This is a genomic window from Bradyrhizobium sp. BR 1432 (assembly GCF_051547705.1).
GTDB classification, from domain to species: domain Bacteria; phylum Pseudomonadota; class Alphaproteobacteria; order Rhizobiales; family Xanthobacteraceae; genus Bradyrhizobium; species Bradyrhizobium zhanjiangense.
Genome location: NZ_JBPUGF010000003.1, coordinates 1,883,852 through 1,900,075, shown reverse-complemented (window position 1 = coordinate 1,900,075; position 16,224 = coordinate 1,883,852). Strand labels below are relative to the sequence as shown.

10 protein-coding genes, 2 pseudogenes and 1 riboswitch are annotated in these 16,224 nt (G+C 64.9%); of the genes and pseudogenes, 2 read left to right on the top strand and 10 right to left on the bottom strand.

Going from position 1 to position 16,224, the window contains the following annotated elements:
- Positions 1–5: 5 nt before the first annotated feature.
- The 3 genes and pseudogenes from purH to ACSKB8_RS09020 all read right to left on the bottom strand — a co-directional run bounded on the left by purH (position 6) and on the right by ACSKB8_RS09020 (position 4,987).
- Positions 6–1,598, bottom strand: a complete 1,593-nt coding sequence (gene purH / locus ACSKB8_RS09030; RefSeq protein WP_438103670.1) for a bifunctional phosphoribosylaminoimidazolecarboxamide formyltransferase/IMP cyclohydrolase — start codon at positions 1,596–1,598, stop codon at positions 6–8.
- A gap of 25 nt (positions 1,599–1,623) precedes the next feature.
- Positions 1,624–1,705, bottom strand: a riboswitch (ZMP/ZTP riboswitch).
- A 59-nt stretch (positions 1,706–1,764) separates the two neighbouring features.
- Positions 1,765–3,482 (bottom strand): annotated as a pseudogene (locus ACSKB8_RS09025) (heparinase II/III family protein).
- 159 nt (positions 3,483–3,641) lie between these two features.
- A pseudogene (locus tag ACSKB8_RS09020) lies at positions 3,642–4,987 on the bottom strand (RsmB/NOP family class I SAM-dependent RNA methyltransferase).
- Positions 4,988–5,176: 189 nt separating this feature from the next.
- On the opposite strand from ACSKB8_RS09020, the gene ACSKB8_RS09015 reads away from it, so the two are divergent.
- Positions 5,177–5,374 (top strand): DUF1674 domain-containing protein, encoded by a 198-nt coding sequence (locus tag ACSKB8_RS09015; RefSeq protein ID WP_438103669.1) that lies wholly within the window; start codon positions 5,177–5,179, stop codon positions 5,372–5,374.
- 33 nt (positions 5,375–5,407) lie between these two features.
- Here ACSKB8_RS09015 and ACSKB8_RS09010 read toward each other — a convergent pair.
- The 5 genes from ACSKB8_RS09010 to ACSKB8_RS08990 all read right to left on the bottom strand — a co-directional run bounded on the left by ACSKB8_RS09010 (position 5,408) and on the right by ACSKB8_RS08990 (position 12,223).
- A protein-coding gene (locus tag ACSKB8_RS09010) for an IS630 family transposase (protein ID WP_438103668.1) occupies positions 5,408–6,350 on the bottom strand; the annotation gives its coding sequence in 2 pieces (ribosomal slippage) (positions 5,408–6,013 and positions 6,015–6,350; 942 coding nt in all).
- Positions 6,351–6,436: 86 nt separating this feature from the next.
- The gene (gene cysN, locus ACSKB8_RS09005; protein WP_438103667.1) at positions 6,437–8,332 is read right to left on the bottom strand and encodes a sulfate adenylyltransferase subunit CysN; all 1,896 of its coding nucleotides are present in this window, start codon (positions 8,330–8,332) and stop codon (positions 6,437–6,439) included.
- Positions 8,332–9,324: a sulfate adenylyltransferase subunit CysD gene (gene cysD / locus ACSKB8_RS09000; RefSeq protein WP_438103666.1), complete on the bottom strand. Its 993-nt coding sequence runs from the start codon at positions 9,322–9,324 to the stop codon at positions 8,332–8,334. Before cysD ends, cysN begins: the two co-directional genes overlap by 1 nt.
- The gene (locus tag ACSKB8_RS08995; RefSeq protein ID WP_438103665.1) at positions 9,303–10,322 is read right to left on the bottom strand and encodes a sulfotransferase family protein; all 1,020 of its coding nucleotides are present in this window, start codon (positions 10,320–10,322) and stop codon (positions 9,303–9,305) included. Before ACSKB8_RS08995 ends, cysD begins: the two co-directional genes overlap by 22 nt.
- A 155-nt stretch (positions 10,323–10,477) precedes the next feature.
- Positions 10,478–12,223: a methyl-accepting chemotaxis protein gene (locus tag ACSKB8_RS08990; RefSeq protein ID WP_438103664.1), complete on the bottom strand. Its 1,746-nt coding sequence runs from the start codon at positions 12,221–12,223 to the stop codon at positions 10,478–10,480.
- A 253-nt stretch (positions 12,224–12,476) separates the two neighbouring features.
- On the opposite strand from ACSKB8_RS08990, the gene ACSKB8_RS08985 reads away from it, so the two are divergent.
- Positions 12,477–13,067: a thermonuclease family protein gene (locus ACSKB8_RS08985; protein WP_438103663.1), complete on the top strand. Its 591-nt coding sequence runs from the start codon at positions 12,477–12,479 to the stop codon at positions 13,065–13,067.
- Between the two features lie 56 nt (positions 13,068–13,123).
- Here the strand turns inward: ACSKB8_RS08985 and ACSKB8_RS08980 are convergent, their stop codons facing one another.
- Entirely contained in the window at positions 13,124–13,639 is a 516-nt protein-coding gene (locus ACSKB8_RS08980) for a L,D-transpeptidase (protein WP_438103662.1), read from the bottom strand.
- Positions 13,640–14,070: 431 nt separating this feature from the next.
- Positions 14,071–16,017 (bottom strand): acetate--CoA ligase, encoded by a 1,947-nt coding sequence (gene acs, locus ACSKB8_RS08975; protein WP_438103661.1) that lies wholly within the window; start codon positions 16,015–16,017, stop codon positions 14,071–14,073.
- Positions 16,018–16,224 lie beyond the last annotated feature (207 nt).

Here is a 16,224-nt window from a genome sequence, read left to right as displayed (position 1 = left end):
CGACCTCAGTGCCTGAAGTGCCGCGTTCCCGTGAACACCATGGCGATGCCGTGCTCGTCGGCGGCCTTGATGACCTCGTCGTCTCGCATCGAGCCGCCGGGTTGCACCACGGCGGTGGCGCCGGCCTCGATGCAGGCGAGCATGCCGTCGGCGAACGGGAAGAAGGCGTCCGACGCGACCACCGAGCCCTTGGTGAGCGGCTCGGCGAGCTTGAGCTCACTCGCCGCGTCCTGGGCCTTGCGCGCCGCAATCCGCGCTGAATCCACCCGGCTCATCTGGCCCGCGCCGATGCCGACAGTGGCGAGATCCTTGGCGTAGATGATGGTGTTGGACTTGACGTGCTTGGCCACACGGAACGCGAATTTCAGGTCGCGCATCTCGGCCTCGGTCGGCGCACGCTTGGTCACGACCTTGAACGTCATGTCGTCGACCACGGCGTTGTCGCGGCTCTGCACCAGAAGACCGCCCGCCACCGTCTTGGCGGTCAGGCCCGGTGCCCGCGGATCGGGCAGGCTGCCGGCCAGCAGCAGGCGTAGATTCTTGCGGGCGCCGATGATGGAGATCGCCTCTTCGCTGGCGTCGGGGGCGATAATCACCTCGGTGAAGATTTTCGTGATCTCGCGCGCAGTGTCGGCGTCGAGCGGTCGGTTCATCGCGATGATGCCGCCGAACGCCGAGGTGGAATCGCAGGCCAGCGCCTTGCGATAGGCGTCGACGAGGTTCGCGCCCTCCGCGACGCCGCAGGGATTGGCGTGCTTGACGATGACGCAGGCCGCGGTGCGCTTGGCGTCGAACTCGCCGATGCATTCATAGGCCGCGTCGGTGTCGTTGATGTTGTTGTAGGAGAGCTCCTTGCCCTGCAGCTGCCGCGCCGTCGAGACGCCCGGGCGCTTGTCGGGCGTTGCGTAGAACGCGGCAGTCTGGTGCGGGTTCTCGCCATAGCGCAGCGACTGGATCAGCCTGCCGCCGAAGGCGCGGAAGTCGGGCGCGCCGATCTCGAGCTGACGGTTGAACCAGTTCGAGATCGCGGCATCATAGGCCGCAGTGCGGGCATAGGCCTTTGCGGCAAGGCGGCGGCGCAGCTTCAATGTAGTCGCGCCGTTGTTGGCGGCGAGCTCGTCGAGCACGGCCTTGTAGTCGTCGGCCTCGACCACGACGGCGACGTCATCATGGTTCTTGGCGGCGGCGCGGATCATCGCGGGGCCGCCGATGTCGATGTTCTCGATGCAATCCTCGAAGCCGGCACCCTTGTCGACCGTCGCTTCGAATGGATAGAGATTGACGACGAGGAGATCGATCGGAGCGATGCCGTGGGTCTTCATCGCCGACGCGTGCTCGGCGTTGTCGCGGATCGCGAGCAGGCCGCCATGCACCTTCGGATGCAACGTCTTGACCCGGCCGTCCATCATCTCGGGGAAGCCGGTCAGCTCGGAGACGTCCTTCACCTTGAGGCCGGCAGCGGCGATCGCCTTGGCGGTGCCGCCGGTCGAGACCAGCTCGACATTGTGTGCCGCAAGCGCCTTTGCGAACTCGATCAGGCCGGTCTTGTCGGAAACGGAGAGCAGGGCGCGGGTGACGCGGCGGGGATGGTCAGTCATGAGCAAGATCCTCTGTCTTAAGGAGTGTCTATGCCCAGGCGCGCGGCAGGTGTATCTCGCGCTTCCCGATGGTGCTCCATCCAAGGTCGCCAGTCGCGCGAGCGCGTGCTGGTTAGCAGTTTTCGACGCCCTTCACAACGATCAGATAGGGCTGAAATACGGGCATCTATAGCGGTAGTTCCGGCTCCCGCCGCGCATTTCTCCGTGCATTGGTCACCGCCGGCGAGGCGGTGGAACGCACAAAGCTCCAGCGGATCGAGGGGGCCTGCCGCGCATCCTGCCGGATCACGATCTGAGCGGTGCGGCGCGGCCCGTCATTGCCGGCCAGGAACACGCTGTCCTCGAGGTCGACCTTGTCGTCCAATGCTTCAAAGGTCCAGACGTCGCGGTTCGGCAGCACCAGCATGACGCCGCGGGCATCCGACAGGCGGCTCGCCTTCACCGCCGGATGCAGATGGAAGCGCAGCGCGAAATCGGCATCCGCGCCCTTGAAGCGTCCGCCCTGCGGCGGCGACAGCGTGTCCTCGCCGTCGATGCGCGCGCCGTCATTGGCGATCATCAGCACACGGCGGTGGATCGCGCCGAATTTAGAGAGATAGCCGTCATGCGAGGTCGTCAGCAGCGTGCCGTTCGGCACGATTTCGCGATAGCTCTCGACCTCCACCGGGCCGCTTGTCACGGGCGCGCCGTGCAGCAGCCGCTTCATCGCCGACATCTCCACGAACTGGCATGAGGAGGTGTCATGATAGGCCAGTGTCGAATGTGCCACCGTGCCGCGGGCGAACGGCCGCCAATTGTCGCGGCCCGTGGTCGGCATGCCGCAATTGGTGACGATGCGGCTGATGCCGGAGGACAGTTCGAACGAGAGGCAGCCGGCATGGGCGTCGTGGCTGACGCCGGCCGGCGGCGGCGGGCCGGTGTCGATGATCAGCGTGGTCTGGCCGGCATCGAGACGCTGGAAGCCGGTATGCGGCATGTTCGCCATCGGTGCGCCGTGGGTGTCATCATAGGCGAGCAGCGTGGCGAGCAGGTCGGACGGTGTCGCGCTCATGCCGTTGAACAGCGCGAAATTGCCGTCACCGTGACGGAAGAAGCGCAGCATCGGCATCATACGGTCGATCGCGTTGAGCAGCGCCGGCGGCGGCGCGATGTTGCGCGCCGCGAAGGTCTGCCGCAGCGGCAACAGGTCGATCAGGAGGTCGATCAGGGCGCCCGGGTTGCGGGAGATGTGTCCACCATCGGGCAGGATCTGCCGCTGCAATTCGTCGGAGAGCTTTTTCGAAGTGCTGCGGATATGGCGCGCCTGATTGGCAAGGCACAGCGCCGCGTAGCATAGTGCGATCAGCACCTGGAGCTCGGCACCCCGTCGGGAATGTCGAGCATGGTGTAGCGCAGCAAGCGGATCTCGCGTGCGAGGGCGCGCAAGTAGCGGCGGTAGAACTTGTTGTCGGTGTCATCGAGCACCAGCGGCGCCTGCGACAACAGCGAGATCACGCGCCGTGCCAGCACGTCGGCGCGCCGCGCGACCGGACGGCGCTTGTTGGCGGGGTTCGAGATCCAGTCCTCGACCAGCGCACGCGCATTCGCGCGCGTCAGCGCGGTGTCGGCGGCGCGCAAGTGCCGCAGCCAGCCGAAGCCGAGCAGCGCGACCTCCCAATCCTCTGACGGCGGTTCGAGATCGAAGATCGAGCGGCCGTGGCAATTGACGATCTTGCCGGCGAAGACGAAGCGGCCGGCATAGATCTCAGCGGCGCGGGTCGCATCCGCGGTGCGCAGGTCATGCGGCGCGATGATCAGCCGGTCGGTGCGACTGGGCCAGACCCGCGACACCGCCACGGGCCCGCCGCTCGCGCGCGCGAGCATGTTCCGCGCGAAGCGGTTCATCACCAGCGTCGAGATACGTCTGCGTTGAGCGACCGACACGCCTTGCCTTGAAGGGGAGAGGAGGATTCCGACGAATCCTGATTAATCCCAAAATCGGACGGCTGACACCACCTTGAACGGCGCGAATCAGCATCGAGGTTGCAAAATCCGGTGCAAAAATCAGGATTTAACGAGCCGGGCTGCGTCAAATCCGTCGAGCCCGCCGAGCTTGGGATCGGCGTTCGGCAGATGGCTCGGCAGGGTGCGCAGATCGCCTTCCGCGGTAAGGATTTCGTCGAGACCTGCGACCTCCGACGCCTCGATCGGAACGCGGCGAAGCGCGGGCTCTGCGGCCAGCAGCGCGGCGATGGCCTGCTCGCCCTCTTCGGGTTCCAACGAACAGGTGCAGTAGATCAGCGTCCCGCCGGATTTGAGCAGTGACAGCGATTTGCGCAGCAGCCGCTGCTGGAGCGCGGTCAGGGCGGTGATGTCGGATTCCTGCCGGAGCCATGCCACATCGGGATGACGGCGGATCGTGCCAGTCGAGGTGCAGGGCGCATCGATCAAGATGCCGTCGAAGGCCTCGGTGGGGCCGGCCCATTCCACGGCGTCAGCGACGACGGTCTCGGCCTGCAGCGACAACCGCCCGAGGTTTTCGCGCAGCCGCGCCACGCGGGCGGGTGAGCGGTCGATGGCCGTGACATGGGCGCCGGCAAGTGCCAGCTGCGCGGTCTTGCCGCCCGGGCGGCGCAGAGATCGGCGATGGACTTGCCCTTGATGTCGCCGAACAGCCGGGCCGGCAGCGCAGCGGCGGCGTCCTGCACCCACCATTGTCCCTCGGCAAAGCCTGGCAGCATGGTCACCGAGCCATGCAGCAGCATCCGCACCGTCCCGGTCGGCAGCGTTTCGCCATGCAGGCGGCTTGCCCATTGCGCGGCATCCGACTTCACGGTCAGATCGAGCGACGGTTCGTGGCCGAGCGCGAGCGCCATGTCTCTCGCGGTCGCCTCGCCATAATGTGCGCTCCAGCGCGCGAGCAGCCAGGGCGGCAGATCCAGCGATTGCGTGGCAACTTCCTCGACCAGGGCCTTGCCCTCGCGCGCGCAGCGGCGCAGCACGGCATTGACGAGGCCGGCATACCGCGCGGCGCGCCGGTCGGATTGCACGAGGCGAACGGAGAGATCGACGGCAGCGTGGTCGGGTACATCCATCCAGAGGATCTGCGCGGCGCCGATCAACAGCGCGCTCTGCGCGCGAGGCGCATCGGAGGGAATGCCCTTGTCGAGCAGCCGGGACAGCACATGGCCGAGCGTGCCGAGCCGGCGCAGCACGGTGGCGACCAGGCGCCGCATCAGCGCGCGGTCGCGGTCGGCCAGCGTCTTCAGTCCGGGATGGGCGCCGCCGCCGTCGAGTTGGTCGTCAAGCGTGCGGTGCTTGTGCAGAACGCCGTCGACGATGTCGGCGGCAATCCGCCGCGCCGCAAGACCGGGCACTTCGGACGGAGGAACGAAACGTTGAGATGGCATGCGGAAGCAAGGTTCTGAGCGAGCGGCAGTTCCGCCGCGATGGGCGCATGCCTTAACCAACTCATCTGTGGCACGCGAATATGCCAAATGTAAGAATCGCTTCCGGCTTTTTCAGCCCTTTAGGCCCGATTTCAGGAATGCGTTATTGGACGTCGCGCTGCGGGCCGTCCTGCGCTAATAAGCCGGACCATGAGTGACCAGCCTCCCGTTCCCGATCGCAAGCCGCTGCCGCCCGCAGCCCAGCGTGCGCTGGCTGAAGCCGAGGCGCGGCGGCAGGCCGCGGCAGCCGAAGCCGAAGCGCGGCCTAGGGAGCTTCAGGGACCGAAGGGACCCGAGCCCACCCGCTATGGCGATTGGGAAAGAAAGGGCATCGCCTCCGACTTCTGAGGCTTGCTGCACGGTCGCTAGAGCGTGATGTTTTTATACGGAAACATACCCTGAATTTTTGAGATAGTTGGCGCACTCCTCCTTGGAGAAGAGGTCGAGGAGTTCGCCGACCTTGCGCCAAGTCGCTTCGACATCACGTGTCTGGGCGGCTCGCATCAGGTGTTTGAGCTTGGCGAAGACCTGCTCGATCGGGTTGAGGTCGGGGCTGTAGGGCGGCAGGAAGAGCAGATGTGCTCCTGTGGCGCGGATGGCGTTGCGCGCCGCCTTGCCCTTGTGACTGCCGAGATTATCGAGGATGACGAGTTCACCTTTTGCGAGGGTCGGCGCCAGTACCTGTTCGATATAAAGGGTGAAGAGCTCGCCATTGATTGGGCCGTCGATGACCCATGGCGCGCTGATCCGATCGTGGCGCAGCGCCGCGATGAAGGTCATGGTCTTCCAATGGCCGAAAGGCGCAGACGCCTGGAGACGTTGCCCGCTCGGCCCCCAGCCTCGCAGCGGCGCCATGTTGGTTTTGATCCAGGTCTCGTCGATAAAGACCAGGCGCGAAGCGTCGATCCTGCCCTGATGGGTCTTCCAGCGCGTCCGTTTACGGGCGATATCGGGACGATCTTGTTCGGCCGGCAGGACCGTTTTTTTTGAAGCTCAGCCCTTCGGCGTGAACGAACGTCCACACCGCCCGCACGTCTGTCTTGATCCCGCGCGCAGCCAGTTCCTCCGTCAGCTTCCGCAAAGTGAATGGGCCGGAGTGAATGCGTTTGCGCAGCCAGTCGGCATTGGTGCCGGACAGAACCGGCTTCTTGTGACCGCCGATCTTGCCGGGAGAAACGCCTCCGGTCTCCCGCTGCAGATTCTTCCACTTCGTCACACAGGAAGGGCTGATCTGAAGCGCTTCTGCGATCGAACGAACGGTCTCGCCCGCGTCAGCTCGCGCAAGAGCGCGTTCGCGAATGTCTTCCGAAAGCGGTCGCGTCATCCATGCTGGCCTCCGCTTTCCAGCATGGAGCTTGAATCAGAAATCCTCCCGCAGGGAATCCCGATTCCGGCAAAAAACAACATGCTCTAGAGATAGTGATTGTCTCTGAGATAGCGGATGATGCGTTCGCAGGCCGCCTCGCTGGACAGTTCCGAGGTGTCGATGCTGATCTCCGGCGCTTGCGGTGCCTCGTAGGGATCATCGATCCCGGTGAAGCCTGTCAGCTCGCCCGCGCGCGCCTTGCGATAGAGGCCCTTGGGGTCGCGACGCTCGCATTCGGCAAGCGGGGTCGCGACATGGATTTCGATGAACTCGCTCGTCTCGACCCGCTGCCGCGCCAGTGCGCGCTCGCTGCGGAACGGCGAAATCAGCGCGACCAGCGCGATCATGCCGGCATCGACGAACAGCGCCGCGATCTCCGCGACACGCCGGACGTTTTCCATTCTCTCCGCGCTGGAGAAGCCGAGATCGCGATTGATGCCGTGGCGGAGATTGTCGCCGTCGAGCAGCGCGGCGTGGCGTCCGAGCGCGGCAAGGCGCCGGTCGACGAGATCTGCGATCGTCGATTTGCCGGCTCCACTGAAGCCCGTGAACCAGAGCACGCAGGGCCGCGGCTGCTTGAGCCGCGCACGCACCGACTTGTCGACTGCGAGTTGATGGCGGTGAATGTTGGTTGCGCGGCTCAGCGAGAGATCGATCATCCCGGCGGCAGCCGTGCGATGGCTGATCGGATCGATGAGGATGAAGCTGCCCATGTCGCGGTCGTCGCGATAGGCCTCGAATACCAGCGGGCGGTCGAGGCGGAGATGGACGTGACCGATCTGGTTGGCATCGAGCGTCGTGGCGCTTTCCTGCGCCATGGTGTCGATGGCGATGCGGTGCTCGAGCGACGTGATCACCGCGCCCGTCGAAGCCGTGCCGCATTTGAGCACGTAGCGCCGGCCCGCGACCATGGTCTGGTCATCGAACCAGACGAGATGGGCCGCCAATTGGTCCGAGATCTGTGCTGTGGACCCCGCCGTCAGCACGTCACCGCGACTGACGTCGATCTCGTCCGTCAATGTGAGCGTCACCGATTCGCCCGCCGCAGCCCGATCACGCTCGCCGCCGGGCGTGAGAATGCGCGCGACCTGGGTTTGACGGCCCGAGGGCTGCACGGTAACGGCGTCGCCTGCCCGGATCGTTCCGCTGGCGATTCGGCCGCAGAAGCCGCGAAAATCCGCATGTGGCCGGTTGACCCATTGCACCGGCAGCCGGAACGGCCGCTGCGAGACGTCGCCGGACACGTCGACCGATTCCAGATAGGCCGTGACGGTTGGCCCGGTGTACCAGGGCATCCGCGTGCTCGCGGCGACGATGTTGTCGCCGTCGGGCGCCACCACCGGGATGCATTGCACCTGGAAAATGCCGAGCTGCCCGGCCAGCGTCAGATATTCGGCGGTGATGGCCGCGAAGCGGCCGCCGTCGAATCCGATCAGATCCATCTTGTTCACGGCGAGGACGACGTGGCGGACGCCGAGCAGCGACAGGATGTGGCTGTGACGTCGCGTCTGCGTGATCACGCCCCTGCGGGCGTCGACCAATACCACGGCGAGATCGGCATTGGAGGCGCCGGTCGCCATGTTGCGGGTATATTGCGCATGTCCCGGCGTGTCGGCGACGATGAAGCGGCGCAACGGCGTGGCGAAGAACCGGTAGGCGACGTCGATCGTGATGCCCTGCTCGCGCTCGGCCTGCAAGCCGTCGACCAGCAGCGCGAAATCGAGATCGCCGCCGGTCGTGCCAACGGTCCGGCTCTCGGAGGCGAGCGCGTCGAGCTGGTCGTCGAGCAGCGTCTTGGAATCATAGAGCAGGCGGCCGACCAGCGTGCTCTTGCCGTCATCGACGCTGCCGCAGGTGACGAAGCGCAGCGTCGGGCGGTCGTGCTGGTCCAGCCGCGGCGCATCGGAGGCGGCGATCGCGGGGGCCTCGTGATAGGACATCAGAAGTAGCCTTCCGCTTTCTTGCGCTCCATCGATGCGGGACTGTCCCGGTCGATCATGCGTCCCTGCCGCTCGGAGGTGCGCGAGGCCATCATCTCCCGAACGATCTCCGGCAGGGTCGCCGCCGTCGAGGTGGTCGCGCCGGTGAGGGGATAGCAGCCGAGCGTGCGAAACCTGACGGAGCGCCAGCGCGGCTCCTCGTACGGACGCAGCGGCATCCGTTCGTCATCCACCATGATCAGCGCACCGTCGCGCTCGACCACCGGACGCGGCGCCGCCAGATAGAGCGGAACGATCGGGATGTCCTCGAGCAGGATGTAGTCCCAGACGTCGAGCTCGGTCCAGTTCGACAGCGGAAACACCCGCATGCTTTCGTCGGGCGCGAGCATCGTGTTGTACAGGCTCCACAGCTCCGGCCGCTGGTTCTTCGGGTCCCAGCGATGCGCCGCACTGCGATGCGAGAAGATGCGCTCCTTGGCGCGCGACTTCTCCTCGTCGCGCCGCGCTCCTCCGATCGCGGCGTCGAAACCGTGGAGGTCCAGCGCCTGTCGCAACGCCTGCGTCTTCATGACGTCGGTGTAACGGGCCGACCCGTGGGTGAAGGGGTCAATGCCCTGGCTCAATCCGTCATTGTTGGTGTGGACGATCAGATCGAGGCCGAGCTCGCGCGCGCGCATATCGCGAAATGCGATCATCTCCCGGAACTTCCACGTCGTGTCGACATGCAGCATGGGAAACGGCGGCTTGCCGGGATGAAACGCCTTCATCGCCAGATGCAGCAGCACCGAAGAGTTCTTCCCGATCGAATACAGCATGACCGGCTTGCGGAACTCGGCCGCCGTCTCCCGCAGGATGTGGATGCTTTCCGCCTCCAGGCGTCGAAGATGGCTGGCGGTCGCGCGGGTCGGCTTGTCGTCAACCGTTCCAGGGAGGGCTGGCTCGGCGGTCGCGGGAACGTCGAGCATGGTGATCACGCGGCCGTAGCGAGCCATTCGCCGAACAGGCGCGCCGACGTTGCTGCATTCAGGTCGAGATCGCGAACGCATGCCGCAACCGAGGCACGATAGGCATCGTTGACGCCGCAGCGCTCCAAGACGTCCAGCTGGGCCTGGCTCAGCGAGGTCGTTACGCGGCGCTGGTAGCGATAGGCGCTATCCGAGGTGTGCAGATTGGGCACCTTGTAGATCGCCGCTTCGCTCGGGAAGATGACGCGCGCGTTGTTTGCCTGCTCTTGTCCCGGCTCCCGCCATGAGGTCACGGCATTTTCGGTAAAGCTGCCCGAAATGCCGAGGCGGTCGAACAGGACTCGAACCGACGATACCGCCTCCTTGCTCACCTCGTAGACGTAATGCGTGACCGGAACGCCCTGTTGCCTGGCGTAGCCAGCGACCCGGACTGCGCTGAGTGCGGCGACGACATAGTGCGCCAGCAGCGTACTTTCAGGAGCGCGCGAGATCAGCTTCTCGAGCCAGGACGCCAGCGCGCTGGCCGGCTCGCGGTCGAGCGCGATGAGGTGCAGCCGGTGCCGCGGGTAGCCTGCGTCGATCAGCAGCTTGAGCGGATTGAACAGGCTCTCGGCGAGCACGTAGGGCCCGATCGTCTCCTTGCTGAAGATATTCGGCTCATCGGCCGCCGACGGCACGATCCACGGTGTCAGGGCCTCGCCGACGAGCGAATTGCGCAGCATGGCCTTCAGCGGTTGATAATACGAGGGCATCCCGGTCATGCCGAACAAATTGCTCAGGGCCGTCGATCCGACCCGCGCCTTGCCGCATGCAAAATAAAGCATGGGAAAATCCTGCGCCGGGCGATGCCGGAAGCTCTCGGCAAGACATTCCGTCACTTCGCGCATCAGCGTTTCGAGCGCGACGGTCCGGGTCTGGAATCCATCCACCGGCGAAAGCAGCGTGGTGTCGAGGGAACTATGTTGCTGGCGCACCAGATCGGCGATTTGTTCGAGCGAATCGTGTGAAGTCATGTCGATGTTCATGTTGGGGAACTCGCTGAACAGGTTCCGCAAGCGAGTTGCTTACGGCTTCATGTTCAACCTATCGTTGCTCATGGTGCCGGTCAAACCCGGGAAATCCCGGGGTGTCATGAATGTCCGGCGAGCACAGAAACTGTGCTCGCCGCTTCGTTGCCGATCTAGGCGGCGCGCACAGTATTGAGGAATTTCTCGACCTCGGCCTTCAACAGACCGCTTTCGTTGGACAGCGAGCGCGCCGATGCGAGCACCTGTCCAGATGCCGCGCCGGTGGCGCTTGCACCGTGACTGACCTGCGCGATCTTGTCGGCGACCTCGACCGTGCCCTTGGCGGCTTCGCTGACGTTGCGTGCGATCTCCGACGTCGCGGCTCCCTGCTCCTCGATGGTCGCGGCGATGGTGGTCGAGATGTCCGAGATCCTGGCGATGGTCGCGCCGATCTCCTTGATCGCGCCGACGGAATCTTCCGTCGCGGCCTGCATGCCGGCGATCTGCGTGCCTATTTCCTCGGTCGCTCTCGCGGTCTGGGCGGCGAGCGCCTTGACCTCGCTCGCCACCACGGCGAATCCGCGGCCGGATTCACCGGCGCGTGCCGCTTCGATCGTGGCGTTCAGCGCCAGGAGGTTGGTCTGTTCGGCAATCGCAGTGATCAGCTTGACGACGTCGCCGATCCGGCCCGCTGCCTTGAGCAGTTCATTGATGCGAATGTCGGTGCGCTCGGCCTGCTTCACCGCCTCGCCGGCGATGCGGCTGGAATCGTGGACCTGACGGCTGATCTCGACCACCGACGTGCTCATTTCTTCGGCGGCCGACGCCACGGCGCCGACATTGGTGGATGCCTCCTCGGAGGCTGCTGCCACCATTCCGGAGAGCTGCTGGGTCTCCTCCGCGGTGCCCGACAACGTGCCGGCGGCGGATTCGAGCTGCTGGGAAGCGGCCGACACCGAATTGATGATGCCGCCGACTGCCGCTTCGAACGCGCCGGCGAGCCGGATCATCTCTTCCTTGCGCTGCGCGGCCACAGCGGCTTCCTGCCGCTTCTGCTCGGCTTCCATCTGCTCGATGCGGATCAGGTTGTCCTTGAAGGTCTGCGCCGCGCGGGCGTTGTCGCCCACTTCGTCGCCGCGGGCCGTATAGGGAATTTCGACGGCCTTGCTGCCGCCGGCGAGTTGCAGGAGCACATCGCCGATGCGCCGGATCGGACGGGCGATGCTCGACACCGAAAAGACCGCGGAGCCGATCAGCATCAGCATCACGAAGACGCCGACGATCACCGCGAAGTTGGCGACACGATCAAGTTCGACCAGCAATTCGCCTTTGCGCCGCGCCGCGAATTCATTGGCGACGCCCACCAGGTCATCGACGCGTTTGCCGACTTCCTTAGCCGCCGGGCGCATATGCTCTGCAAGAATGCCCGCCCTTGCTGTTTCCGCTGCGGACTTGGCGCCGCCGGCGGGGGCATTGATGACGGCCCTCTGCGCCGCCGCCAGCTCGACGGCACTGGCAAGATAAGTATCCACGAACTTCCTCGCCTCGCGATAGGCATCCTGCGTGACCTTTCGCGTCGCCCGCTCCCTTGCGGCGTCGATTTCCGTACCGGCCTCGGTTGCATGGCTGCGGAGAGTTTCGAGGAGCTTGTCGACCTCACCGACCGACGGCGCGGAACCGAGCTCGAGGGCGGCGAGCTGCGCGCGCGCCATCGCCGTCTGTGCCGCCTGCGCATTGCCTTTGTTGAGGTAGTTGATGATGACCAGCCGGTTGGACTCCGCGATCGACTGGTTGCCGAGCATCTGGTTGGTCAGGATACCGCCGACCAGCAGAACGTTGATGCCCGTGATGATGCCGAGCTTTGTTCCAATGCGAAGCTTGAATAATCCCACCGCTCTCTCCTCAATTCCGTCCCGCATCAGGTATGCGCAACCAAAGATTGAGATTTTGGTAATATTCACCGATGGCCGTAGAAGTACGGCCGATGCGCCGCAGGCCCGTCCGGCAGAACCATGAAGTGGCGGTATCTCGGGATGCAGACCGCGCGCGATGCGACCACGCAGGCGCTAAACGGAATGTGAAGATCGCTCTCCGTGCAACTACAGGCAGTAACCGCTAGAAAGCTTGGAACGCGGCTTGCCGGTTCTGCCGACTCAGCTCTAGCGTGAGACAATGCGTTCCCGCGATCGTCTCAATCCGTATCGGTCATCCTTCAGCGGCTCTCCGTTCCATCGCCGATTCTCCGGACTGTTGCCCTGGATGTTCGTGGTCGGCGTCGTGACGGCTGTCGTGCTTGCCTTCCGGCACGGCACGAACTGGCCCGTCCCGCATGGGGCCGACGGCCAGTCGCAGGCGACCGACATCGTCCTCGAGCAGGCCGGAGATGCCGGCGCTCGCCAGCCGATCGAAGTCATCCGCACCATCGACGGCGACACCTTTCTGGCGCGCGTGCATCCGCGCAACGGCGGTCATCTCGTCGTGCGGGTTCGCCTGCGCGGCATCGATGCACCTGAACTGAAAGCATCCTGCCAGGATGAGCTGAACAAGGCTGAAGCCGCCACCGACGCGCTGCGCAATCTGCTCGGCCAGGGGGACGTGACGATCTCCAATCTCGGGCCCGACAAATACGGACGCATTCTCGCTGACGTCGCGACCCGGCGCACCGCCAACGTCTCGGCCACGCTGCTCGCAGGCGGTTACGTGCGCAGTTACAATGGCGGCCATCGCGACGGCTGGTGTGCGCGCAGCTGGCGTTTTTGGTAATAAAAAAGCCGCGTCCCTAGACGCGGCTTCTCGCAATCCTCTCCCGATCTCCTCGATCAGCGCGTCACGACCACCGTCGTGCCCACGGAGACGCGGCCATAGAGATCGGTGATGTCGTCGTTGAGCATGCGGATGCAGCCATAGGAGACGAAGCCGCCGATCGAGGCCGGCACGTTGGTGCCGTGGATCGCATATTCGCCGCCGGCCAAGGTCATCGCCGCGACGCCCATCGGGTTGCGCGGCGAGCCGCCCGGAATGACGTCGGGAATACTGGGCTTGTCGCGCTTCACCTCGGCAGGCGGTGCCCAGGCTGGATTGAGATACTTGCCGTCGATCTTCGTCGTGCCGGCCCATTGCTTGCCGGCCTTGCCGACGCCAACCGGATAGCGCACAGCGTGGCCGTTATCGAGGATGAGATAGAGCCGCCGCTCGCTGGTTTTGACCACGATGGTGCCCGGCGAATAGTCGGCCAGGTGCGTCCCGACCATTTCCGGCCGCGCCTCGGCCGCCGTCGACATCAAAACCCCAGCCCCGATGGTGGCGGCCAGCACCACCGCAATCCTCATCGACATCGATGCTTCCCCTTGCCCCAAACGGATCGTCCAGAAATTTACGCAGAACCCGGCAATCGCGGCTTGCCCAGATATTCTTAACCGCGCTCGTTAACCGGATGGTTTCCACGCGCGGCCGCCAAGGGCCAGCCGGCACGGGAACAAAGGAAATGTTCGAAATAAAGTAAATGACCTGAAAACAACACTCGGCGGGAAAGACGCGCAGGTCCCGGGGCGCACCCTGACGAATGCGTGAGGATGTGAACGCCTATTATTTCAGGAGGCGTTGGCGAACCCGCAGCGCAGCTTGGTCTCGTGTCCCGGACAAGGCGCGGCGCGCAGCTCCGCGACGCTGAGCCGGGACCCAGTTCTGGTGCGGAGAGATGGGCCCCGGCTCTGCAGCGCACCGCTGAAGAGCGCGCTGCGCTGCGTCCAGGGCACGGAGCCGCTTCTTACACCGACTTCCGGTTCTGCCGGTTCTTGACGAGGTCGTCGACCACGGCCGGATCGGCCAGTGTCGAGGTGTCGCCTAAGCTGCCCGGCTCGTCCTCGGCGATCTTGCGCAGGATGCGGCGCATGATTTTGCCGGAGCGGGTTTTGGGCAGGCTAGGGGCGAACTGGATCTGGTCGGGCGAGGCGATCGGGCCGATCTCCTTGCGCACCCAGGTGATGAGTTCCTTGCGCAGGTCCTCGGTCGGCTGGACGCCCGCCATCAGGGTGACATAGGCGTAGATGCCCTGGCCCTTGATGTCGTGCGGGAAGCCGACCACGGCCGCCTCCGACACCTTCTCGTGCGCGACCAACGCGCTCTCGACTTCAGCGGTGCCCATGCGATGGCCGGAAACGTTGATGACGTCGTCGACGCGGCCGGTGATCCAGTAATAGCCGTCGGCGTCGCGCCGGCAGCCATCGCCGGTGAAGTATTTGCCCTTGTAGGTCGAGAAGTAGGTCTGCTCGAACCGGGCGTGGTCGCCATAGACCGTACGCATCATGCCCGGCCATGACCGCGTGAGACAGAGGTTGCCCGTCGTCTCGCCTTCGAGCGTCTTGCCGTCGGCATCGACGATCTCCGGCACCACGCCGAAGAACGGCAGCGTCGCCGAACCCGGCTTGAGCTTGATCGCGCCCGGCAGCGGCGTGATCAAGATGCCGCCAGTCTCGGTCTGCCACCAGGTGTCGACGATCGGGCAGCGGTCGTCGCCGACGACGCGGTGATACCACTCCCAGGCTTCCGGATTGATGGGCTCGCCGACCGAGCCGAGCAGGCGCAGCGAGGCGCGCGAGGTCTTCTTCACCGGCTCGTCGCCGCCCTGCATCAGCGCGCGGATCGCGGTCGGCGCGGTGTAGAAGGTGTTGACCTTGTGTTTGTCGATGACGTTCCAGAACCTGGAATTGTCGGGGTAGTTCGGCACGCCTTCGAACATCAGCGTGGTCGCGCCGTTACAGAGCGGTCCGTAGAGAATGTAACTGTGGCCGGTGACCCAGCCGACGTCGGCGGTGCACCAGTAGACGTCGCCGTCGTGATAGTCGAACACGTATTGATGCGTCATCGCGGCATAGACGAGATAGCCGGCGGAGGTGTGCAGCACGCCCTTGGGCTGGCCGGTCGAGCCCGAGGTGTAGAGGATGAATAGCGGATCCTCGGCGTGCATGTGCTCGGCCGGGCACTCCGTCGTCACCATCTTGGCGGCGTCGTGGTACCAGAGGTCGCGCGTCGGGTTCATGTCGATCTTGCCGCCGGTGCGCTTGACCACGACGACCCAGTCGACGCCGTCCGCTTTGGCGAGCGCCGCGTCGACATTGGCCTTCAGCGGCACCTTCTTGCCGCCGCGCAAGCCCTCGTCCGCAGTGATGATCACCTTGGATTGGCAGTCGTTGATGCGCTGGGCGAGGCTGTCGGGGGAGAAGCCCGCGAATACCACGGAGTGGATCGCACCGATCCGCGCGCAGGCCATCATCGCATAAGCCGCTTCCGGAATCATCGGCAGGTAGATGGTGACGCGGTCGCCCTTCTTGACGTTGCGGGTGCGCAGGATGTTGGCCATCCGGCAGACCTCGTCGTGCAGCTCCTTGTAGGTGATGTGCCGGGACTGCGAGGGATCGTCGCCTTCCCAGATGATCGCGGTCTGATTGGCGCGCTTGGCCAAATGCCGGTCGATGCAATTGTGGGCGACGTTGAGGACGCCGTCCTCGAACCATTTGATCGAGATGTTGCCGGGCGTGAACGAGACGTTCTCGATTTTCGTCGGCGCCTTCATCCAGTCGATGCGCTTGGCCTGCTCCGCCCAGAAACCGTTCGGGTCCGAGATCGAGCGCGCGTACATGTCCTTGTACTTGGCCTGGTCGACCCAGGCGCGCTTTGCCCACTCTGCCGGTACGTCGTAGATCTTCTCGGACATGCTTTCCCTCCACATACGGCAGGCCGAACGCTAGCGACTGGCGAGCCGACTTGATCATTGAATGATTATGCGTCGGGCTAACCGGACCCGACAAGGAGCACAAGCTGGACCTTCGGCGGGCCGCCGGCCATGCGGAGGATCAAGCCCGCTCGGGCGACTGTCGCAGATCTGAAACAAGCCGGCGACCGGCTTTCGGGCCTTTACCCA